A 21542-nucleotide genomic window follows, 5' to 3' on the forward strand; every position below is an offset into this window, starting at 1 on the left:
CCATGTCCCTCTTGCCCCCACCCGCCCCGGCCCGGCGACTCGCCTTCTACGCACTCGCCGTCTGCGTCCTGGCCGTCGCCGCGGCCGTGGTCTCCTTCGTCCAGGGCAGCCTGCTGGGGATCGTGTGGGTGCTGCTGGCCGGACTGTCGTCCAACATGACGTGGTACTACGCGCGGCGCGGCAAGGCGCGTACGGGATCGGGGTCCGTCACTGGGTGACGGTGCAGTACTCGTTGACGCCGTCCCAGAAGCGGTACAGGTTCTGACCGCAGTAGCGCTCGACGTCGTCGATGCCCAGGCCGCCGAGGATCCAGTAGATCGCGTCGAAGAACGCGGTGTTCACCGACGGGATCCACAGCACCGCGAACACGGCGAGCAGACCGAACGGCGCGAACGGCTCCACCTGGCGGCGGACGCCGTACGACAGCCAGGGCTCGATGACGCCGTAGCCGTCGAGGCCCGGCACCGGGAGGAAGTTCAGGATCGCGGCCGTGATCTGGAGCATCGCGAGGAACGCCAGCGCGTAGCGGAACGGGTCCGGCACTCCGTCCAGGGCGCCCAGCCAGAACGGCGCCGTGCAGACGATCGCGAAGAGGACGTTGGTCAGCGGGCCCGCCGCCGAGATCAGACTGTGCTTCCAGCGGCCCTGGATCCTGCTCCGGTCGATGAAGACCGCACCGCCCGGCAGACCGATCCCGCCCATGATCACGAAGACGACGGGCAGGACGATGCTGAGGAGCGCGTGCGTATAGGCGAGCGGGTTGAGCGTCAGGTAACCCTTCGCGCCGATCGAGATGTCCCCGCTGTGCAGGGCGGTGCGCGCGTGGGCGTACTCGTGCAGACAGAGCGAGACGATCCACGCGGCCGTCACGAACAGGAACACGGCCAGACTCGGCTTGTCGGCGAACCCGGTCCAGGTCGCCCAGCCGGTCACCGCCGTCACGGCCACGATCCCGATGAAGACGGGGCTGATCCTCCGGTCACTGCGCCGGGAGGCTGTGGTGGTCATGAGGTGGGGCTCCTGGGGTGGGCTGGGGGGTGTGCGGTCGACCGTACCGGTGGTCTGTGAAGAACGTCCTGCGGACGGCCAGAGGTTCCTGACACTCGCTACGCTGCAAGCGATTCCCCTGAGGAGCTGCCGTGATGATCGCAGACCCTCCTCCTCAACTTCTCCCGGATCACGCGGGTTCGAAACCCGGAAGCGGAGCCGGGCCCTCACCAGTGACAATGGGCCCCGTGCGCTACCGCATCCTCGGCACCACCCAGGCACTCCGCTCCGACGGCACGCCCGTCCCGGTCGGCGGGGCGCGGCTGCGTGCCCTGCTGACCGTGCTCGCGCTCCGGGCGGGACGGACCGTGCCGGTGTCCGTCCTGGTGGACGAGGTGTGGGACGGCGACCAGCCCGCGGACGCGCCCGGCGCGGTCCAGGCGCTGGTCGGCAGGCTGCGCAGGGCGCTGGGCGCGGAGGCGGTGGACTCGGACGAGGGCGGCTACCGGCTGACCGCGGGCCGGGACGACATCGACCTGCACCGTTTCGAGCGGCTGGCGGACGAGGGCACCCGCGCGCTGGCCGACGGCGACAGCGCGAAGGCGGCGGTCGTCCTCGACGACGCCCTCACGCTGTGGCACGGACCGGTCCTCGCCGACCTCCCCGACCGCACCGCCGAGGCGGCCCGCTGGGAGACTCGCCGCCTCGACGTACGCCGCGCCCGTTTCACCGCGGCCCTCGCCCTCGGCGGCGCCGAACAGTCGCTGCCCGAACTCACCGCCCTCTGCGACATTCACCCCCTCGACGAACCCCTCCAGGCGCTGCGCCTGCGCGCCCTGCGCGACGCGGGCCGCCCGGCGGAGGCGCTGGCCGCGTACGAGTCCGTACGACAGCTTCTTGCCGACCGCCTCGGCTCGGACCCGGGACCCGAACTACGCACCCTGCACACCGAGTTGCTGACCCCGGCGCCCCAGAGCACCCCCGCGCCGCAACCCGCCGCCCGCCCCGGCAACCTCCGCGCCCGCCTCACCTCCTTCGTCGGACGCGAGGCCGACATCGACACCATCCGGGGCGACCTCGCGGCGGCCCGGCTCGTGACCCTGCTCGGACCCGGCGGAGCGGGAAAGACGCGGCTGTCGCAGGAGGCGGCGGAGGCCGTCGCATACGCGGCACGGGACGGGGTGTGGCTGGCCGAACTCGCCCCGGTGGACGACCCGAAGGCCGTGCCCGAGGCGGTACTCACCGCCGTCGGCGCGCGCGAGACCGTGCTGCGCGGCGCCGGCGCCGAGGAGATGCGGGCGGTCTCCGACCGGATCGACGACCCCCTCAACCGGCTCGCCGAGCACTGTGCCAAGCGCCGCATGCTGCTGATCCTCGACAACTGCGAGCATGTCGTGGACGCCGCCGCGCACCTCGTCGAGGAGCTCCTTGAGCGCTGCCCCGGACTGACGGTGCTCGCCACCAGTCGTGAACCCCTCGGTGTACCAGGGGAGTTGCTGCGCCCGGTGGAGCCGCTGCCGGAGCCCGTAGCGCTGGCGCTGCTCGCCGACCGCGGGGCGGCGGCCCGGCCGGGATTCCGGATCGAGGACGATCCGGCGGCGGCCGCCGAGATCTGCCTGCGCCTGGACGGACTGCCGCTCGCCATCGAACTCGCCGCCGCCCGGCTCCGGTTGCTCACCGCACGGCAGATCGCCGACCGCCTCGACGACCGGTTCCGCCTGCTGACCTCGGGCGCTCGCACGGTCCTGCCGAGGCAGCAGACCCTGCGCGCGGTAGTCGACTGGTCCTGGGACCTGCTCGACGAGGACGAACGCGACGTACTGCGGCGGCTGTCCGTCTTCGCCGGCGGCTGCGATCTCGCCGCCGCCGAGGCCGTCTGCGGACCCACCGCACTGGAGTCGCTGGGCTCCCTTGTCGACAAGTCCCTTGTGGTGGCCGCCCCTTCGGCGGACGGCGGGATGCGCTACCGGCTCCTGGAGACCGTCGCCGAGTACGCGCGCGAGCGCCTCGACGAGTCCGGCGACCGCGCCGGCGCCGAGCGCGCCCACCTCACGTACTACCGTGAACTCGCCCGCACCACCGACCCCGAACTGCGCGGCCACGGCCAGGCCGCGGCCATCGCGCTCCTTGAACGCGAGTACGAGAACCTGCGCACCGCCCTGCGGCACGCCGTCACCGAACGCGACGAGCAGGAGGCCATCTACCTCGTCCTGTCACTCAACTGGTACTGGCAGATGCGCGACCAGCGCATCGAGGCCCGCACCTGGTCCGCCGAGGTCATGGCCCTCGGCCCCGACCCGTTCACCCCGCCCGCGCGCCCGGCAGCCCCGCTGTACGAGAGCGTCACCGCCACCGCGCCACCACTGCGCCCGGAGGTCCTCGAAGAGGCCCGGCGCGGAGTGCACCTCGTCCATCTCGCCGGTATGGACATGGACTTGGAAGCCTGGATGACGCCGGAGGCCCAGGAGAGGCTGCGCGTCATCGCCGCGACCTACCGTCCGGGCCTCCCGCAGACCTGCCGCAGCCCCGGCAGCCTCTGGTTCTACGCCGTCCTGCTCACCGGCGACATGGAGCGGATGCGCTCCGTCATCGACGTGACCGTCAGCACCTGCCGCGAACTCGGCCTCGAATGGGAACTCGCCGTCGCCCTCCAGATGCGCGCCAACATCCTCGCCAACCGCGCCGACTGGGCGGGCGACGCGACCCGTGACGCCGACGAGGCGCTGGAGATCTTCGGCCGGGTCGGCGATGCCTGGGGCGCGGCCGAGGCGCTCTCGGCACGCGGTGAGGCCCATGAGCGCCGGGGTGAGTACGGGCCGGCCGCCGCGGACTACGCGGAGGCGATGGCGTACGCCGAACGGCTCGGCGCCCGAGCCCAGGCGGCGGTGCTGAGTGTCCGCCTCGGCAGTATGTACATCGAGCTGGGCGAGCCCGAGCGGGGCGAGCGGATGCTGCGCGAGGTGCTCGCGCAGGGCTTCGGCGCCGTCAACGAAGCCATGCCCGCGGGCCGGCTCTTCCTCACCATGCGGCTCGGCCGCACCGGCCGGTTCGCCGAGGCGCGCGAGCAACTGCGACTGCTGCGTGAGGAGTTCGGGGCCAGCACCTTCGTGATCTTCGACGGGTATGTGATCGGGGTGGACGCCTGGCTGGACGCGGTCGACGGACGGTACGCGGACGCCCGGGACAAGGCGCGGCGGGCCGTGGAGCGGTCCCTGGACCCGCTGTCGCGGATGATGACGCCGAACCTGATCTCCACCCATCTGACCACCGCCGTCATCGCCCTCACCGGCCTGTACGGTGCCGACCGCGCCCGCGACGCGGCCCGACTCCTCGGCGCAGCCGACCACTTCCTGCCGCCGGGCCACTTCGCCGCCCCGATGGAGGACGAGATGCGCACCCTGGCGGAGGCCGGTCTGCGGGCCGTACTCGACGACGCGGCGTACCAGGCCGCCTACGCCGAGGGCGGCGGGCTCTCCATGGAGGAGGCCGCCGCCCTCATCTGACGCGGACCGGACCGGGCAGTCGCTCGGCGTGCCCAAGGTCAGGACTTCGTACGGAACTTGTGGATCGCGTACGGCGCCATCACCACGGTGATCAGCGCCGTCCAGCCGAGGGTCACCCACAGATCGTGTGCGACGGGGCCGCCCACCATCAGTCCGCGCGAGGCGTCCGCGAGTGAGGACAGCGGGTTGTAGTCGGTGAAGGCCTGGAGCCAGCCCGGCATGGTCTGGGTCGGCGAGAAGATCGACGAACCGAACTGCAGGGGCATCAGGACCAGGAAGCCCAGCGCCTGCACCGACTGCGCGTTCTTCAGCGTCACACCGAGCGCCAGGAAGATCCACATCAGGGAGGTGCCGAAGAGGGCGGCGAGCCCCACGGAGGCGAAGAGGCCCGGCCAGTTCGTGATGTCGAAGCCCACCAGCACGCCGACGACCATGAGGACCGTCGTCGCGACAAGCATCCGCATCAGCTCCACCACGATCTTGGCGAAGAGTACGGAGCCCTGGCCGATCGGCAGGGTGCGGAACCGGTCCATCACCCCCTTCTGGAAGTCCTCGTTGAAGCCGGTGCCGACGGCCATCGCGATGTTCATCGCCGTCATGGCCATCAGACCGGGCACCACGTACTGGACGTACGCCTCCTGGCCGCCGCCCAGCGACTGCCCGATGGAGCCGCCGAAGACGTACACGAACAGCAGGGTGAAGACGACCGGCATCAGGATGGCGTCGAACATCGACTCCGGGTCCTGACGGATCCACAGCAGGTTGCGGCGGACCAGGGCGCCGATGTGGCGCGCGTGCGCGCGGGGGCTGATGCGGCCCTCGTCCTTCGCGGCGAGGGGGACATCGATGACTGCGGTACTCATGCGGAGACCTCCTCGTAGGCGCGGGCCGGGGTGTTGTCCTGCGGGGTACTGGCCTTGTGGCCGGTGAGGGACAGGAACACCTCGTCCAGGCTGGGCAGTTCGGTGCTGATCGAGCCGATGGTGATGCCGCGCGCGGTGACCGCGCCGACCACGGCGGTGAGTTGTTCGTCGCTGAGGATCGGGACCAGGACGGTGCCGGTCTCGGTGTCGACGACGGTGGTGGCGAGGCCGGTGAGGCCCAGCTCGTCGAGCATCGCGGCCAGCGGGCGCAGCTCCAGCGGATCCACCGGACGGACGCGCAGGGTGCGGCCGCCGACCTTCGCCTTCAGCTCGTCGATCCGGCCGTTGGCGATGACCTTGCCGCGGTCGATGACCGTCAGCTCGGAGGCCAACTGCTCGGCCTCCTCCATGTACTGGGTGGTGAGCAGCACGGTGGCGCCGTCGGCGACCATCCGCTTGACCTCGCGCCACACCTCGTTGCGGGTGCGCGGGTCGAGGCCGGTCGTCGGCTCGTCCAGGTACAGCACGGCCGGGCTGCCGATCATGGAGGCGGCGAGGTCGAGGCGGCGGCGCATACCACCGGAGTACGTCGCCGCCGGGCGCTTGCCGGCCTCGGTGAGCGAGAAGCGCTCAAGGAGCTCGTCGGCACGCCGGCGGGCGTCCTTGCGGGGCAGATCGAGCAGCCGCCCGATCATGTACAGGTTCTCCCAGCCGGAGAGCTTCTCGTCGACCGCGGCGTACTGGCCGGTGAGGCCTATCACGCGGCGGAGTTGCCGGGGCTGCTTCAGTACGTCGTAGCCGGCGACCGTCGCCTGGCCGGAGTCGGGGGTGATGAGGGTGGACAGCACCCGGACGAGGGTGGTCTTGCCGGCGCCGTTGGGACCCAGCACACCGAGGACGGTGCCCTCGTGCACCTCCAGGTCCACACCGTCCAGCGCCTTGGTCTCGCCGTAGTGCTTGACCAGCCCCCGTACGGTGACGGCGCTCTGGCCGCTTCGGGGCTTGTTGTCGATTCGCGTCATGACCATCAAGGTGCCAGCCCCCACCGACAAACCACCGACAGCCCGCCCACGGCTCCCGACACCTCGCCGACAGCGGGATGTCCGCGCAGGTCGGCCCCATGGCGCAGAAACGGGCAGCGACCCGTCGACGGGGGAAGTTCGACGGGTCGCCTCGGTGCCGCAGTGGCTCGGTGGACCCTCAGGTCCTCAGGTGGTATCAGTGCACGGAGTGCTCGTCCAGCGGGAACGTTCCGCCGATGACGTCATCGGCGAACGCCTTCACCGCGTTGCCCATGACCTCGCGCAGGTTGGCGTACTGCTTGACGAACTTCGGCATCCTGCCGCCGGTCAGGCCGAGCATGTCGGTCCAGACGAGGACCTGCGCGTCCGTGTCGGGGCCCGCGCCGATACCGACCGTCGGGATGTGCAGGGTGCGGGTGACCTCGGCGGCCAGCTCCGCCGGGACCAGTTCGAGGACGACGGCGAACGCGCCCGCGTCCTGGACCGCCTTGGCGTCGCGCAGCAGCTGCTGGGCGGCTTCTTCTCCGCGGCCCTGCACCCGGTAGCCCATGGAGTTCACGGACTGCGGGGTCAGGCCGATGTGCGCCATGACCGGGATCCCGGACTCCACCAGGAGCTCGATCTGGCGGTGCGAGCGTTCGCCGCCCTCCAGCTTCACCGCGCCGACCCCGGCCTCCTTGACGAGGCGGGTGGCCGAGCGGAGCGCCTGGACCGGGCCCTCCTGGTAGGACCCGAAGGGCAGGTCGGCCACGATCAGGGCACGCGAGGTGCCCCGTACGACCGAGGCCGACAGCATGGTCATCTCGTCCATGGTGACGGGCACGGTGGTCTCGTATCCCAGGTGGACGTTGCCCGCCGAGTCGCCGACGAGCATGACCGGGATACCGGCCTCGTCGAAGACGGACGCGGTCATCGCGTCGTACGCGGTGAGCATGGGCCACTTCTCGCCGCGCTCCTTGGCGGCGGTGATGTCACGCACCGTGATGCGGCGGGTGCTCTTGCCTCCGTACAGCGCCTTGCTGCTGCTGTCGGTGGACGGGCGGACACCCTCCGCGGGCTGCTTCGCGGCAGCCGGAATCTGCGTCATCGCAACGGCTCCTTCTGTCATCTCGAGGCACCCTCACGGCGTCCCCGGACCACCTCCATGGTGGCACCTCGTGCCACGCGCGGCTAGACCGGGCCCGGAGACGCCGCGGGGGCCGGGTTCCGGGGCCTCCGTCCTGCGACCTAGGTCCCTTTGTAAGGTCTCCGTAAAGCATTTTCGATACGAGACGGTGTCGTATCGAATGTCGTTAGGCTGGTCGCCATGACAACTTCCGCTCCCGCTACCGAACGACACGTGTCCGAGGCGGTGCACAGGCGCCGCTGGGTCATCCTCGGTGTGCTCATGCTGAGCCTGCTGATCGTGGTGCTCGACAACTCGATCCTGAACGTCGCGATCAAGACGATCTCGACCCCCGAGCCCATCGGCCTGGGCGCCACCCAGGGTGAGCTGGAGTGGGCCATCAACGCCTACACCCTCGTCTTCGCCGGACTGCTCTTCACCGCGGGCCTCCTCGGTGACCGGCTCGGCCGCAAGAAGGTGCTGCTCGCCGGGCTCGCCGTGTTCGGCATAGGTTCGGCCCTGGCCGCCGAGTCCGGCTCACCGGTCCAGCTCATCGTGTTCCGCGCGGTGATGGGCCTCGGTGCCGCGTTCGTGATGCCCGCCACCCTCTCCGTCCTGATGAACGTCTTCGAGCGCGACGAGCAGCCCAAGGCCATCGGCATCTGGGCCGGCGGCGTCGGCCTCGCCATCGCGATCGGCCCGATCACCGGCGGCGTACTCCTCGACCACTTCTGGTGGGGTTCGGTCTTCCTGGTCAACGTGCCGATCGTGCTCATCGCGCTGGTCCTGATGGTCTGGCTGGTCCCGGACTCCCGCGACCCGAACCCCGGACGCGTCGACCCGATCGGCGTGGTCCTGTCCGTCATCGGTCTCGTGCTGCTGGTCTACGGCATCATCAAGGGCGGCCAGCTGGCCGACTTCACCGACCCGACGGTCCTGGCGACCATCGGGGCCGGAATCGCGGTGCTCGTCGGCTTCGTCGTCTTCGAGAAGCGCAGCGACCACCCGTCCATCGACGTCACCTACTTCAAGAACAAGGTCTTCTCGGCCGCGATGTCCGCCATCGCGCTCGTCTTCTTCGCGCTGATGGGCGTGACCTTCTTCTCGGTCTTCTACACGCAGAGCGTGCGGGGCTACTCGCCGCTCCAGACCGGCCTGTTGATGCTGCCGCTCGCCGTCGCCCAGCTCATCTTCGCGCCGCGGGCCCGGCTCGTCGTCGACCGCTTCGGCAACAAGGCCACCTGCACGGCGGGACTGCTGATGATCGCCGCGATGCTGGCCGCGTTCGCCACGCTGGAGGCGGACACGCCGATCTGGATCCTGGAGGTCATCTTCTTCCTGATGGGCACCGGCATGGCGCACATCATGACCCCGACCAGCGTCGTGATCATGCAGGCCCTGCCGCGTGAGAAGGCGGGCTCCGCGTCTGCCCTCAGCAACACCTTCCGCCAGGTCGGCGGCGCCCTCGGTATCGCCGTCCTCGGCTCCGTCCTGTCCGCGGCCTACCGCAACAGCATCGAGGACAAGCTCACCCTGGTCCCGGCCGGCCTCCGCCACACCGCCGGCGAGTCCATCGAGGCCACCCTCGGCGTCGCCGCCCGGCTCGGCCCCGAGGGCAAGAGCCTCATCACCCCCGCCAACGACGCCTTCCTGCACGCCATGCACGTCACCGCCCTGTGCGGCGCGGGCGTCGCCGTCATCGGCGCGCTGATCGTCTTCCTCTTCCTGCCGGGCCGCACTCCGGCACCGCAGGAGGACAAGGAGAAGACGGAGTTGATGAGCACAGGGTCGTAACCACGGGCAACACACGGGGAGACCAGGGAGAATCACCCCAGGCGCAACCAAGGAGCGGACGGAGTTCGAAATGGGCCTCGCTGAAAGCCAGGACAGGTACGCGGGCTCCCCAAGGGGACGCCCCCGCAGCGAGGCCGTGGAACGCTCCATCATCGAGGGCGTGATGAGGCTCCTGGAGGAGGGCCTACCGCTCGGAGAGGTCTCCATCGAACGCGTCGCCCGCACCGCGGGTGTCGGCAAGGCGACCATCTACCGCCGCTGGAGCGGCAAGGATGCCCTCTTCGTCGACGTCCTGCGGGCCGCCGAGCCGCCGGACGCGGAACTCCCCGGCACCTCGATGCGCGAGGACCTGATCGTCATCCTGGAGCAGATGCGCCGGCGCGGCCTGGCCAGCCGCAACTCGCTGATCCTGCACAACGTCTACGCGCAGATGAAGAGCAGCCCCAAGGTCTGGGACGCGTACCACGCGACCGTCATCGAACCGCGCCGCCTGGTCGCCTTCGAAGTCCTGCGCCGCGGGCAGCGCAACGGCGAACTCCGCGAAGACATCGACATCGAACTGCTGAACGACATGTTCGTCGGACCCATGCTCGTACGCGCAATCCTGCGCCCCGACGCCGAACTCCCCGAAAACCTCGCGGAACGGATCGTGGACGCGCTGCTGGCGGGACTGAGCCACGCCAAGCCGTAGTCCACGTGGCCGTTCACCCGACGGTTCAGCCGTTTTCTGACGGGCCGTATGTGCGCGTTCTGTCACAGGGGACGCGTTCCACCTCCGCATTCGGAACTCCGGACGCGAGGTTGCACGTCTTCGTGCCCGTACGGCCGTCATGGGACGGCAGGAAGGACACGGATCATCCCCTAGGGTCGTAACCGCGGGGCGGACGGTGTGCACGGCAAGTTGTGAGGCGAAGGTATGGCGCAGGCGTATATGACGGAGACGGGCAGCGGCGGCCAGGGGCCGGACCGCAGAGGGTCCCGGCTTCGGCGCCTGGTCGACGGCTGGCGCGGTGACCGTGGCATCTGGCGCCGGGGCGCGATCCTCGCCGCGCTCGCGGTGATCCTCGCGCTGGTCATGCTGCTGCACTCACGCATCCCGAACGTGATCGGCAACCTCGGCAGCCTCACCGAGACGTTCCTGCCCTGGTGCGGCCTCGCCGTGCCGGTGCTGCTGGTCCTCGCCTTCGTACGGAAGTCGGCGACCGCCCTGATCGCCGTGCTGCTGCCCGCGATCGTCTGGCTCAACCTCTTCGGCGGGCTCATCGGCGACAAGCACGGCACGGGCGGGGACCTGACCGTCGCCACGCACAACGTCAACGCCGACAACCCGGACCCCTCGGGCACCGCCCGTGACGTGGCCGCCTCCGGCGCCGACGTGGTGGCCCTCGAAGAACTGACGGCCACCGCGGTCCCGACGTACGAAGAGGCGCTCGCGTCGACGTACAAGTACCACTCGGTGCAGGGAACCGTCGGCCTGTGGAGCAGGTACCCGGTGTCCGACTCCCTGCCCGTGGACATCAAGCTGGGCTGGACGCGTGCGATGCGGGCCACGGTGACGACGCCGGAGGGCCCGATCGCCGTGTACGTCGCCCACCTGCCCTCGGTACGGGTGAAGCTGGAGGCCGGGTTCACCGCCCGCCAGCGTGACACGAGTGCCGACGCGCTGGGCGAGGCGATCGCCGACGACCCGAACAAGCAGGTCATCCTGCTCGGCGACCTGAACGGCACGATGAACGACCGCGCGCTCAACGCCGTCACCGCACAGATGCGTTCCACGCAGGGCGCGGCGGGCAGCGGCTTCGGCTTCAGCTGGCCCGCGGCGTTCCCGATGGCCCGGATCGACCAGATCATGGTCAAGGGGATCGAGCCGGTGACCTCCTGGACCCTGCCCAGGACCGCCAGCGATCACCTTCCGGTCGCCGCCCGCGTGAAGATCTCCGCAACCGGGTCTTAACCTCCTGGAATACTGAGCCTGAGAGGCTTTGTTCCACAGATGAACTTACGCGTCCCGTGCACATCGGTGTGCACGGGCGCGACCCTGCGCGCACGTACGTCCCCACGCACCCCCGCGCGCCGTGCCCTCCGCTCCCCTGAAAGGCCCCTCATGCCCCTGGCCCTGCTTGCCCTAGCCGTGGGCGCCTTCGGCATCGGTACCACCGAGTTCGTGATGATGGGCCTGCTGCCCGACGTCGCGGGCGACCTGCACATATCGATCCCCACCGCCGGTCACCTGGTCTCCGCGTACGCGCTCGGTGTCGTCATCGGCGCCCCGCTCCTGGCCGCCGCCACGGCACGGATGTCCCGCCGCAAGGTACTGATCGCCCTCATGCTGCTCTTCGTCGCGGGCAACGCGCTCTCCGCCCTCGCCCCCGACTACAACTGGCTGCTGGCCGCCCGTTTCCTCAGCGGCCTGCCGCACGGCGCCTTCTTCGGCGTGGGCGCCGTCGTCGCCACCAGCCTGGTCGCCCCCGAACGCAAGGCGCGCTCCGTCTCCCTGATGTTCCTGGGCCTCACGGTCGCCAACATCGTGGGCGTCCCGGTGGCCACGCTCATGGGCCAGCAGCTGGGCTGGCGCTCCACCTTCCTCGGCGTCAGCGTGATCGGTCTGCTGGCCGTGGTGTCCCTGGCGTTCCTCGTCCCGCACGACGGCACCCACGCGCCCGCCGCGGGTCTGCGTGGCGAACTGGCCGCCCTGCGCTCGCTCCCGGTCTGGCTGGCCCTCGGCACGACGGTCGCCGGCTTCGGCGCGCTGTTCGCCGCGTACAGCTACATCACGCCGATGCTGACGGACGCCGCCGGGTACGCCGGCTCCAGCGTGACCCTGCTACTGGCGCTGTTCGGTGTCGGGGCCACGGCGGGCAACCTGCTGGGCGGGCGCCTGGCGGACCGGTCGATGCGCGGCACGCTCTTCGGCGGCCTGGTCTCGCTCGCGGTGGTCCTGGCGCTGTTCCCGGTACTGATGGGGGCGGCGTGGAGCGCGCCGCTCGCGGTGGTCCTGCTCGGTACGGCGGCGTTCGTGACCAGTACGCCGCTGCTGATGATGGTCATGGAGAAGGCGTCGTCGGCCCCGTCCCTCGCCTCCTCGGCCAACCAGGCCGCGTTCAACCTGGCCAACGCCGGGGGCGCGTGGATCGGGGGGCTCGTACTGGCCGCAGGGTTCGGCGTGACGTCTCCGGCGCTGGCGGGGGCGGCGCTGGCCGTGCTCGGACTGGGCGTGGCCGGCGTGGCGTTCGTGGTGGACCGTCGCCGGGGCCCGGTTTCGGGGGTCGGCCGGGAGCGCGTGGTGACCTCGTACGTGCCTGAGCGTACGGATTCGGTGCACCACTGAGTTTTTCGCCCCCCTCCGCCCCTGCCCGTCCCTTGTTCCTGGGGCTCCGCCCCAGACCCCGCCAGGGGGCATTGGCCCCCTGGACCCCCGCTCCTCAAACGCCGGAGGGGCTAACCTCCCTAGCCCGTCCGGCGTTTGAGGACGAGGCCGTTCGGGCCGAAGCGGGGCCCTGGGGGCGGCAGCCCCCAGGGGACGGGACGGGCAGGGGCGGAGGGGGCGAGAACCTCTCCCGGCCGTCCCCACTCACCCGCACCGGACTAGTCGAAGCGGGCCAGGTCGCGCAGCCAGACCGTCGCCGAGCTGTCCGACGGTGCTCGCCAGTCGCCCCGCGGTGACAGCGAACCGCCCGCCGATACCTTCGGCCCGTTCGGCATGGCCGAGCGCTTGAACTGCGCGAACGCGAAGAAGCGACGGCAGAAGACCTCCAGCCAGCGCCGGATCTCCGGCAGCTCGTACGCCACCCGCTTGGCCTCGGGAAAGCCCGGCGGCCAGGCACCGGCGTCCGCGTCGTGCCAGGCGTGCCAGGCCAGGAAGGCGATCTTCGAGGGCCGGAAGCCGTAGCGCAGCACGTGGAAGAGCGTGAAGTCGTGCAGCGCGTACGGGCCGATCTTCGACTCGGTGGACTGCATCTCCTCACCCGGTACGAGTTCCGGGCTGATCTCGGTGTCGAGGATCGCGGCCAGGATCTTGCCGGCCTCCTCGCCGAACTGGGCGCTGCCGATGACCCAGCGGATCAGATGCTGGATCAGCGTCTTCGGCACGCCCGAGTTGACGTTGTAGTGGCTCATCTGGTCGCCCACGCCGTACGTGGACCAGCCGAGCGCCAGCTCCGAGAGGTCACCGGTGCCGAGTACGATGCCGCCGCGCTGGTTGGCGAGCCGGAACAGGTAGTCGGTGCGCAGTCCGGCCTGGACGTTCTCGAAGGTGACGTCGTACACCGGCTCGCCGGAGGCGAACGGGTGGCCCATCTCCTTCAGCATCAGCCGCGCGGTCGGCGTGATGTCCAGCTCGGCCGCCGTGACACCGAGGGCGGCCATCAGCTTGTGCGCGTTGTCCTTGGTGTGGTCGCTGGTGGCGAAGCCGGGCATCGTGAAGGCGAGGATGTCGCTGCGCGGACGGCCCGCGCGGTCCATCGCGCGGGCGGCGACGATCAGCGCGTGCGTGGAGTCGAGGCCGCCGGACACCCCGATGACCACCTTCGCGCCACCGATCGACGCGAGCCGCTGCTGCAGTCCCGCGACCTGGATGTTGTACGCCTCGTAGCAGTCCAGGGCCAGCCTGTCGGGGTCCGCGGGCACGAACGGGAAGCGCTCGACACGCCGCCGCAGGCCCAGGTCCCCGGTGGGCGGGGCGAGTTGGAAGGACACGGTCCGGAAGTCGGCCGTACGGGCGCCGTGCGTGCGCCGGTTGTCGTCGAAGGTGCCCATCCGCTGCCGCTCCTGCCGCAGCAGGTCGAGGTCGATGTCGGCGACGGCGAACTGGTCGTCGAGCGGGAAGCGGTCGGACTCGGCCAGCAGCACCCCGTTCTCGTAGATCAGGGTCTGGCCGTCCCAGGACAGGTCGGTGGTCGACTCGCCAAGACCGGCCGCCGCGTAGACATACGCGGCGAGGCAGCGCGCGGACGCCGAGCGGCACAGCAGTTTGCGGTCCTCGGCGCGGCCGACGGTGATCGGGCTGCCGGAGAGGTTGGCGAGGACGGTCGCGCCCGCCAGGGCCGCCTCGGCGCTCGGCGGCACCGGCACCCACATGTCCTCGCAGATCTCCGTGTGCAGCACCAGACCGGGGACATCCTCCGCCGCGAACAGCAGGTCCACGCCGAACGGCACCGACTCCCGGCCCACCAGGATCGTGCCGCCGCGCTCGTCGTCGCCCGCGGCGATCTGCCGGCGTTCGTAGAACTCCCGGTAGTTCGGCGGGTACGACTTCGGCACGACACCGAGGACGCGGCCGCGGTGCACGACCACCGCGCAGTTGTAGACGCGGTCGCGGTGGCGCAGCGGGGCGCCGACGAGCAGGACCGGCAGCAGTGGGGCCGAGCCCGCCACCACCTCCTGGAGCGCCTCCTCGACCTGGTCGAGCAGCGCGTCCTGGAGCAGCAGGTCCTCGATCGAGTAGCCGCACAGCACCATCTCGGGGAAGACGGCGACGGCCACGCCCTCCGCGGCGCACCTGCGCGCGTGGCGCAGCACCGCCTCGGCGTTGGCGTGCGGGTCCGTGATGACGGTGTGGCCCGTACAGGCGGCGACGCGTGCGAAGCCGTGCTGGTAGAGCGACCGGAAGTTCAGTGGAGGCACAAGGGTCAGTGTAATCGTCAGAGCGACGCGATGGGGTGGCGGGCGCCGGACAGCACCTCGCACCTCCCGGACACAGGCCCGGACGAGGGGGCCATCGGTGAAGATGCGCCCGCGTCCCTGACGGGAGGCTCGTCAGTGTACGTACGCCCGTGGTGCCCCCGACGAGAAGCCCGTCGGCGCACGTACGCCCGCCCCCGACGAGACCTCCGTCGGGGGCGGGCGCGGGGAACTACCGCGTGACCGCGTGGATCTCAGTGGCGGCCGTACGACTGGATGTAGCCGCTCGCGGGCGTACCCACCCCGGTGACGTCGTCGTAGCCCTTCACGGCGGACAGTGAGCTGTCCTTGCCGAGGCTGCGTACGGAGGTGAGGAGACCGTCCGTGGCGTCGTAGCCGTTGGCGAAGTCGACGCGTGCCACGGCGAGCCCGGACCCCGTGGGGTTGTCCGTGACGTCGTGGTACGCCTTCGAGCCGTACTTGGCGTAGATCGCCGGGTTGGCGAAGCCGATCGGCTTGCCGCCGCGCGTCTGCTGGGCCAGTGCCTGGACGGCCGCGATCACCGGTGCGGCGAGCGAGGTGCCGCCGATCCGGTACTCGCTGTACGCCTGCGTCCCGTCGGCCTGGGTCTGCGTCTGGCCGACCTTGAAACCGGTGTTGGGGTCGGCGACGGCCGAGATGTCCGGGACGACGCGGTTGCCCGCGGCGCTGTTGGCCGTGGCCAGCGAACCCGGGACGACACCCTTCTGGTAGTAGGGCTCCGCCACCGTGCTGCTGGTGCCGCCGCCCGCGCCCGAGGTGAACGCACCGGGGAAGTCCGTCCAGCTCGTGCCGTCGGCGGACAGCAGTGCCTTCTGGGTGCCCCAGCCGGTCTCGAACTTGTACTGGTCGCCCTTGCCGACCGCCAGCGAGGTACCGCCGACCGCCGTCACCCACGCCGAGTTGGCCGGGGTGTCGACCTGCTTCGTACCGGTGTGCGAGACCTCGTCGCCGTTGTCGCCGGACGAGAAGTAGAAGCCGATGCCCTCGACCGCGCCGAGCTGGAAGACCTGGTCGTAGGCGGCCGCGATGTCGGTCGTCTCGTTGGCCTCGATATCGCCCCAGGAGTTGGAGACGATGTCGGCGAGGTGCCCGTCGACGATCTTGCCGAGCGAGTCGAGCAGATCGTCGTCGTAGCAGGAGGCGGCGCCGACGTAGGTGATGTTCGCGGCGGGCGCGACCGCGTGCACGGCCTCGACGTCGAGGGTCTCCTCGCCGTACCAGCCGGCGGCCCCGCACTCCTCGGTCTTCGTGTAGGTGCTGGGCAGCGACTGGCGCAGCTGACCGCTGGTGTACTTCGCGTCACCGTGCTTCTTGGCGTAGGTGGCCGCGTCGTACGCGATGGTCGGCGAGGCGTACGCGTCGGTGATGGCGACCCGCACCCCCTTGCCGGTGCTGCTGCCCGCTCCGTAGGCGGCCCGCAGCTGCTTGCCGGTGTAGCCCTGGACGGCGTACGGGATCTTCGTGCCGTACGCGTCCGGCAGGGTGCTCGCGATGTTCGAGCCGTAGTACGAGGAGAACGGCCCGGAGTTGTTGAACACGGCGTCCGGCGGCGGCAGCGTGTCGCTGTGGCTCGCCTTGTGCGGGGCATTGTCCAGGCCGGTGACGGTGAGGACGGCGCCGTCCAGAGCGGCCGGAGCGGAGGCCGTCTTCGACGGCGCCCGGTAGGTCTTGCTGCCCTTGGTGTAGTTGTGCAGCTGGGTGGCGAACGCCTTCTCGGCGGCGGCGACATCACCTGTCACGGAGATGTAGTGCTCCGTGCTGCCGGTGACCTTCAGGCCCGCCGACTTCAGCCACGAGGTCACCGCGGTGACCTGCGCCTTGCTGGCGCCGAAGCGTTCCTGCACCTGTGCGGCGCTGAGGTACTTCCCGTAGGAGACCGACTCCGGGTCGGACACGGCCTTGGCGTACGCGGCCAGACCCGAGGCGTCCTGGCCGGCGAGGTAGACCCGGGCGGAGACCTGGGAACCGTCGGCCGTGGCGCCCTTGTCCGCCTTCGCCGTCGCCCAGGTGGGCTTCGTGCCCGCGAGGGTGTCCCGGCTCGGGCCGTCCGCGGCCTGGGCCGCGGGTATGCCGAACGCCAGCGCTCCGGCAAGCAGCGGCAGTGTCGCTGCCATGCTCACTCCGGCGCGCAGCGCTGCGCGGTTGGATCTCATGTAACCCCCTGCGATGCGGTTCGTCGCATGTAGTGGTCGGCCGGTGATCCGTGAACTCCCCGTGCCATATGGGTGCACAGGGAATGGATCACGCACGGGTCACTCTTGCGATGAACCGTCCATGCCAGGGGAATGGGCGGACCATGGGTGAGCCAAGAAGAGCCCAAGGAACCGTATCCGCAGGGGATTTGGGAGTTACGCGCACCTTGTGGTCATGAACGTGCCTTCGCCCCCCGTTCCTTCAGCAGATCCGCCATCAGGCCGATCTCCGACTGCTGCGCCGCGACCATCCCGGTCGCGAGCTTGCGCTCCACCTCGACCTCGCACTTCTCCACGCAGCCCTCGGCCATGTGGATCCCGCCCTCGTGATGCGCGGTCATCAGCTGGAGGTAGAAGACCTCGGCCGGCCTGCCGTTCAGCGTGTTCAGCTTCTTCAGCTCGGTGTTGGTCGCCATCCCCGGCATCAGCGCACCGTCCTCGCCGGAGGCCATACCGCCCATGCCCATCCAGGTCATCGGCCCGTCCGCCGACACCTTCGGCAGGCCCCACAGGTCGAGCCAGCCCAGCAGCATGCCCCGCTGGTTGGCCTGCGTCTGCGCGATGTCGTAGGCGAGACGCCGTACCTCCGTGTCCTTGGTGCGGTCCCGCACGATGTACGACATCTCGACGGCCTGCTGATGATGGACGGCCATGTCCCGGGCGAACCCCGCGTCCGCGGAGTCGGCGGCGGGAATCTGCACCGCCGAGTCGGCACCGGAACCGTCGGCGACCGCATACGTGATCGCCCCGGCCGCGACGAGCACCGCCGCCGCGGCCCCCGAGATCCACCCGATCCGTTTCATTCCCGCGACCCCGTTCCCTCGGCTCACTGGGACAGACCGCCGGTGCAGGCGGCGCCCGGCTCCGGTGTCTGGTCGCCCTGCACGAAGGACTCGAAGAACTTGTCGACATTGGCGTCGGTCGCGCTCGTCACCGTGCGCTGCTTGCCCCACGCGCTGAGCATGATCGGGTCCTTCTGGTCCTCGACGGGGCTCATCAGCGTGTACGGGGTCTTCTTGACCTTCTCCGCGAGTGCCTGCACGTCGGCATCCGCGGCCTTGCTGTTGTACGTCACCCAGACCGCGCCGTGTTCCAGGGAGTGCACGGCGTTCATGTTGTTGATCGCCTTGGTGTAGACGTCGCCGTTGCAGTTCATCCAGACCTGGTTGTGGTCACCGCCGACCGGGGGCTCCATCGGGTAGTCCACGGTCTTGGTGACATGCGTCTGGGAGAGCTTCGCGCTCCAGGTCTTCACCCCGTCCGAGCCCGTGACGAAGTGCCCCGCGGTCCCCTTGGAGTCGCTCGCCGTGTCCTCCTTGCCGGACTGCGACCGGACGAGAATGACGCCACCCACGGCAAGCCCGACGACGACGACCACACTGGCGCCGATCACGAGAATCCGATTGCGGCGCTCGCGGGACTGCTCCGCGCGGCGCATCTCCGCTATGCGCGCCTGCCGGGAGGCGTTTCCGGTGTTCTTCGCGGAACCCATGGCGAGTCCTTATACCTGGAGGGACGGTCGGGACAGCTGATCGTAGTGGGCCGGGGGCCGCCCATTCCGGATGAGCCCCCGAGCAGGCAAGATGGACAGCGGGGCAGGATCAGGACGGACCCGCAGCAGACCCTCCAGCGGGACTCGGAGCAGGGCCCGGAAGCAGAATCAGAGCAGGACACCTGGCGTATGCGAGGCGTTAAGGCGCCCGTAGGCCGGGCGATCAAGGTCCGCAACGCGCATGAAATGGTGTTGTGGTGGGATGCTCAGGAGCCCCGACCGTCCCCGAGGCGTGGGAGCAGGCGGCCTGACCAGCAACGATGGGTGGAAGCGGAAGATGGACAAGCAGCAGGAGTTCGTGCTCCGGACATTGGAGGAGCGTGACATCCGGTTCGTACGCCTGTGGTTCACGGACGTACTCGGCTTCCTCAAGTCGGTGGCCGTGGCCCCGGCGGAGCTGGAACAGGCCTTCGACGAGGGCATCGGCTTCGACGGCTCGGCGATCGAGGGCTTCGCCCGCGTATACGAGTCCGACATGATCGCCAAGCCGGACCCCTCGACCTTCCAGGTCCTGCCGTGGCGCGCGGAGGCCCCGGGCACGGCCCGGATGTTCTGCGACATCCTGATGCCGGACGGCTCCCCGTCCTTCGCGGACCCGCGCTACGTCCTCAAGCGCACCCTCACCAAGACCTCCGACCTGGGCTTCACTTTCTACACCCACCCGGAGATCGAGTTCTTCCTGCTGAAGGACCGCCCGCTGGACGGTACGCGGCCCACCCCCGCGGACAACTCCGGCTACTTCGACCACACCCCGCAGAACGTCGGCATGGACTTCCGCCGTCAGGCGATCACCATGCTGGAGTCGATGGGCATCTCCGTCGAGTTCTCCCACCACGAGGGCGCGCCCGGCCAGCAGGAGATCGACCTCCGCTACGCCGACGCGCTGTCCACGGCGGACAACATCATGACGTTCCGCCTGGTCATGAAGCAGGTCGCGCTGGAGCAGGGCATCCAGGCCACCTTCATGCCCAAGCCGTTCTCCGAGCACCCCGGCTCGGGCATGCACACCCACCTCTCGCTCTTCGAGGGCGACCGCAACGCCTTCTACGAGTCCGGCTCGGAGTACCAGCTCTCCAAGGTCGGCCGCTCCTTCATCGCGGGCCTGCTGAAGCACGCCGCGGAGATCTCCGCGGTCACCAACCAGTGGGTCAACTCCTACAAGCGCATCTGGGGCGGCTCGGAGCGCACCGCGGGCGCCGGCGGTGAGGCCCCCTCGTACATCTGCTGGGGCCACAACAACCGCTCCGCCCTCGTCCGCGTCCCGATGTACAAGCCGGGCAAGACGGGCTCCGCGCGGGTGGAGGTCCGCTCCCTCGACTCGGGTGCGAACCCCTACCTGGCGTACGCGATGCTCCTCGCCGCCGGCCTCAAGGGCATCGAGGAGGGCTACGAGCTCCCGCCCGGCGCCGACGACGACGTCTGGGCCCTCTCCGACGCCGAGCGCCGCGCCATGGGCATCGAGCCCCTGCCCCAGAACCTCGGCGAGGCCCTGACCCTCATGGAACGCAGCGAACTCGTCGCCGAAACCCTCGGCGAACACGTCTTCGACTTCTTCCTCCGCAACAAGCGGCAGGAGTGGGAGGAGTACCGCTCCGAGGTGACGGCCTTCGAACTCCGGAAGAACTTGCCGGTGCTGTAGGCGCGGGTCAGCGGGACTCTCGCGCGGGAACGACACGTAGGGCCGACGGTCAGCGGCCGTCGGCCCTACGTCGTCTCAAAGGCTCCGGGGCGCCTCCGGGCCGTCCGGCACGGTACCGAGGGCCGCCCACATGCTGTCGATCGACGATCTTCGTCCTCGTCGCGTCAGGTGTCCCGGCCGTCCCTCCCGGGACGAAGTTCGATGCCGGGAAAACCAGACGGATTCATGGACTCCGATTTCCTCCGGGTGGCCGAGGGGAAAAGCAACACGATCACGTCGATCGGCATAGTGGCCGGAGTGGCCGGACTCATCTGTCCCGATATTGCTGGGGACGCAGAACGGCCGGGCCTCGGGTCGGAGGCCCGGCCGTAATCACCGGAGCTGGTTCGGCGGTCGGCCCGTCACCGGGTCGGACGGTCTGACCGGCAGGGTGTCAGCAGTACGCCTTGGCCGCACGCTTCGCGGTGCCCGCCGCAGGCGCCTCGGTGCACTTCACCGCACCCTCGCCCTCAATATTCCAGCTCCTGGCCTTCCCGCTTCCCGACTTCGTCCAGCCTGTACCGGACGAATTGCAGGTCTTGGCCGTGTAGTAACCAGAGGCCTTCTTCACCCCGCTGAAGACGACGTAGACCCCCGACTTGTTGAAGTTGTAGGTGACCGACTCGCTCTTTTCCTTCGTCTTCTCGCCGGCCTTGGTAAGTGTCCCGGAGACTTGGGCGTCCATACTGGAGATCACCCAGCTGGCGGAGTACGAGACACCGGCGGTCACCTCCCGGCCCGAGCTCTCCGTCTTGCGATAGGTCGCGGACTTCGTGAGAGTGCCCGTGCCGCCACTGGGGATACTCAGCTGCTTGGCGTGAGTGATCACCCATTTCTTGCTCATACCGGACCAGGTGCCGTGCTTGTACCCAGGCTCACAGACAATCGGTGCTGCGCCGGCCGAGGTCACCGGCCCGAGCACCACGATCGAGGCCGCAGCGATACCAGTAGCCACAGCTATCGAAGCCAGTCTTTTACTCATGGTCATTTCCCCGTTTCACCCTGCGTGGCAAATTCCTTGGGAGGAACCGCGCGCCCCGTACCCCGTCCACTTGATGGGGTCAGGTCAACCTATGTCGTGTGATCGCGCACGGCACAGTGATCTGAGGGAAATTTGAGGCAGGGGAAGCAGCGGCTGATATGGGTAACGCGGTGAAATCAAAAGGGAGTTGAGGATTCCATCTG

General features: G+C 69.7%; 16 protein-coding genes. 7 read left to right on the plus strand and 9 right to left on the minus strand.

What is annotated here, in order from left to right; genetic code table 11:
- Positions 1–2 precede the first annotated feature (2 nt).
- Positions 3–218 carry a hypothetical protein gene (locus ACFWP7_RS24825; protein ID WP_384384820.1) on the plus strand — a complete coding sequence of 72 codons (216 nt, stop codon included), beginning with the start codon at positions 3–5 and terminating at the stop codon, positions 216–218.
- Here ACFWP7_RS24825 and ACFWP7_RS24830 read toward each other — a convergent pair.
- Positions 208–1008, minus strand: coding sequence for a site-2 protease family protein (locus tag ACFWP7_RS24830; protein ID WP_384384822.1), 801 nt, complete (start codon positions 1006–1008; stop codon positions 208–210). The genes ACFWP7_RS24825 and ACFWP7_RS24830 overlap by 11 nt on opposite strands.
- Before the next feature lie 218 nt (positions 1009–1226).
- Here ACFWP7_RS24830 and ACFWP7_RS24835 point away from each other — a divergent pair, with 218 nt between their 5' ends.
- Positions 1227–4490 (plus strand): BTAD domain-containing putative transcriptional regulator, encoded by a 3264-nt coding sequence (locus ACFWP7_RS24835; protein ID WP_384385008.1) that lies wholly within the window; start codon positions 1227–1229, stop codon positions 4488–4490.
- 38 nt (positions 4491–4528) lie between these two features.
- Here ACFWP7_RS24835 and ACFWP7_RS24840 read toward each other — a convergent pair whose 3' ends face one another.
- The 3 genes from ACFWP7_RS24840 to panB all read right to left on the minus strand — a co-directional run bounded on the left by ACFWP7_RS24840 (position 4529) and on the right by panB (position 7462).
- Positions 4529–5353 (minus strand): ABC transporter permease, encoded by an 825-nt coding sequence (locus ACFWP7_RS24840; protein ID WP_384384825.1) that lies wholly within the window; start codon positions 5351–5353, stop codon positions 4529–4531.
- Positions 5350–6375, minus strand: coding sequence for an ATP-binding cassette domain-containing protein (locus ACFWP7_RS24845; protein WP_384384828.1), 1026 nt, complete (start codon positions 6373–6375; stop codon positions 5350–5352). The genes ACFWP7_RS24840 and ACFWP7_RS24845 overlap by 4 nt, the downstream gene beginning before the upstream one ends.
- A gap of 196 nt (positions 6376–6571) precedes the next feature.
- Entirely contained in the window at positions 6572–7462 is an 891-nt protein-coding gene (panB, locus tag ACFWP7_RS24850) for a 3-methyl-2-oxobutanoate hydroxymethyltransferase (RefSeq protein ID WP_384384831.1), read from the minus strand.
- 219 nt (positions 7463–7681) lie between these two features.
- Here panB and ACFWP7_RS24855 point away from each other — a divergent pair, with 219 nt between their 5' ends.
- The 4 genes from ACFWP7_RS24855 (at position 7682) to ACFWP7_RS24870 (ending at position 12602) form a co-directional block, all read left to right on the plus strand.
- Positions 7682–9274 carry an MFS transporter gene (locus ACFWP7_RS24855; RefSeq protein WP_384384834.1) on the plus strand — a complete coding sequence of 531 codons (1593 nt, stop codon included), beginning with the start codon at positions 7682–7684 and terminating at the stop codon, positions 9272–9274.
- A 70-nt stretch (positions 9275–9344) separates the two neighbouring features.
- Positions 9345–9965, plus strand: coding sequence for a TetR/AcrR family transcriptional regulator (locus ACFWP7_RS24860; RefSeq protein WP_384384837.1), 621 nt, complete (start codon positions 9345–9347; stop codon positions 9963–9965).
- A 225-nt stretch (positions 9966–10190) separates the two neighbouring features.
- Positions 10191–11228 (plus strand): endonuclease/exonuclease/phosphatase family protein, encoded by a 1038-nt coding sequence (locus ACFWP7_RS24865; RefSeq protein ID WP_384384840.1) that lies wholly within the window; start codon positions 10191–10193, stop codon positions 11226–11228.
- A gap of 150 nt (positions 11229–11378) precedes the next feature.
- Positions 11379–12602 (plus strand): MFS transporter, encoded by a 1224-nt coding sequence (locus ACFWP7_RS24870; protein ID WP_384384844.1) that lies wholly within the window; start codon positions 11379–11381, stop codon positions 12600–12602.
- Positions 12603–12859: 257 nt separating this feature from the next.
- Here ACFWP7_RS24870 and ACFWP7_RS24875 read toward each other — a convergent pair whose 3' ends face one another.
- The 4 genes from ACFWP7_RS24875 to ACFWP7_RS24890 all read right to left on the minus strand — a co-directional run bounded on the left by ACFWP7_RS24875 (position 12860) and on the right by ACFWP7_RS24890 (position 18619).
- Positions 12860–14887, minus strand: a complete 2028-nt coding sequence (locus ACFWP7_RS24875) for an NAD(+) synthase (protein ID WP_384385010.1) — start codon at positions 14885–14887, stop codon at positions 12860–12862.
- A 260-nt stretch (positions 14888–15147) separates the two neighbouring features.
- Positions 15148–17088, minus strand: a complete 1941-nt coding sequence (locus ACFWP7_RS24880; RefSeq protein ID WP_384384847.1) for a protease pro-enzyme activation domain-containing protein — start codon at positions 17086–17088, stop codon at positions 15148–15150.
- Positions 17089–17300: 212 nt separating this feature from the next.
- The gene (locus tag ACFWP7_RS24885) at positions 17301–17930 is read right to left on the minus strand and encodes a DUF305 domain-containing protein (protein WP_384384850.1); all 630 of its coding nucleotides are present in this window, start codon (positions 17928–17930) and stop codon (positions 17301–17303) included.
- A gap of 23 nt (positions 17931–17953) precedes the next feature.
- Positions 17954–18619: a DUF3105 domain-containing protein gene (locus ACFWP7_RS24890; protein ID WP_384384853.1), complete on the minus strand. Its 666-nt coding sequence runs from the start codon at positions 18617–18619 to the stop codon at positions 17954–17956.
- A 337-nt stretch (positions 18620–18956) separates the two neighbouring features.
- Here ACFWP7_RS24890 and ACFWP7_RS24895 point away from each other — a divergent pair, with 337 nt between their 5' ends.
- Complete coding sequence (locus tag ACFWP7_RS24895) at positions 18957–20318, plus strand: glutamine synthetase family protein (protein WP_365439817.1); 1362 nt, start codon at positions 18957–18959, stop codon at positions 20316–20318.
- Between the two features lie 433 nt (positions 20319–20751).
- Here ACFWP7_RS24895 and ACFWP7_RS24900 read toward each other — a convergent pair whose 3' ends face one another.
- Positions 20752–21201 (minus strand): hypothetical protein, encoded by a 450-nt coding sequence (locus ACFWP7_RS24900; protein WP_384384856.1) that lies wholly within the window; start codon positions 21199–21201, stop codon positions 20752–20754.
- Between the last annotated feature and the right edge of the window lie 341 nt (positions 21202–21542).

This window comes from Streptomyces sp. NPDC058470, assembly GCF_042721055.1.
GTDB lineage: Bacteria > Actinomycetota > Actinomycetes > Streptomycetales > Streptomycetaceae > Streptomyces.

Coding starts and splice junctions, on each gene's coding strand:
- ACFWP7_RS24825 (WP_384384820.1), top strand. CDS start 3: ATGTCCCTCTTGCCCCCACCCGCCCCGGCCCGGCGACTCGCCTTCTAC.
- ACFWP7_RS24830 (WP_384384822.1), bottom strand. CDS start 1,008: ATGACCACCACAGCCTCCCGGCGCAGTGACCGGAGGATCAGCCCCGTC.
- ACFWP7_RS24835 (WP_384385008.1), top strand. CDS start 1,227: ATGGGCCCCGTGCGCTACCGCATCCTCGGCACCACCCAGGCACTCCGC.
- ACFWP7_RS24840 (WP_384384825.1), bottom strand. CDS start 5,353: ATGAGTACCGCAGTCATCGATGTCCCCCTCGCCGCGAAGGACGAGGGC.
- ACFWP7_RS24845 (WP_384384828.1), bottom strand. CDS start 6,375: ATGACGCGAATCGACAACAAGCCCCGAAGCGGCCAGAGCGCCGTCACC.
- panB (WP_384384831.1), bottom strand. CDS start 7,462: ATGACGCAGATTCCGGCTGCCGCGAAGCAGCCCGCGGAGGGTGTCCGC.
- ACFWP7_RS24855 (WP_384384834.1), top strand. CDS start 7,682: ATGACAACTTCCGCTCCCGCTACCGAACGACACGTGTCCGAGGCGGTG.
- ACFWP7_RS24860 (WP_384384837.1), top strand. CDS start 9,345: ATGGGCCTCGCTGAAAGCCAGGACAGGTACGCGGGCTCCCCAAGGGGA.
- ACFWP7_RS24865 (WP_384384840.1), top strand. CDS start 10,191: ATGGCGCAGGCGTATATGACGGAGACGGGCAGCGGCGGCCAGGGGCCG.
- ACFWP7_RS24870 (WP_384384844.1), top strand. CDS start 11,379: ATGCCCCTGGCCCTGCTTGCCCTAGCCGTGGGCGCCTTCGGCATCGGT.
- ACFWP7_RS24880 (WP_384384847.1), bottom strand. CDS start 17,088: ATGAGATCCAACCGCGCAGCGCTGCGCGCCGGAGTGAGCATGGCAGCG.
- ACFWP7_RS24885 (WP_384384850.1), bottom strand. CDS start 17,930: ATGAAACGGATCGGGTGGATCTCGGGGGCCGCGGCGGCGGTGCTCGTC.
- ACFWP7_RS24890 (WP_384384853.1), bottom strand. CDS start 18,619: ATGGGTTCCGCGAAGAACACCGGAAACGCCTCCCGGCAGGCGCGCATA.
- ACFWP7_RS24895 (WP_365439817.1), top strand. CDS start 18,957: ATGGACAAGCAGCAGGAGTTCGTGCTCCGGACATTGGAGGAGCGTGAC.
- ACFWP7_RS24900 (WP_384384856.1), bottom strand. CDS start 21,201: ATGAGCAAGAAATGGGTGATCACTCACGCCAAGCAGCTGAGTATCCCC.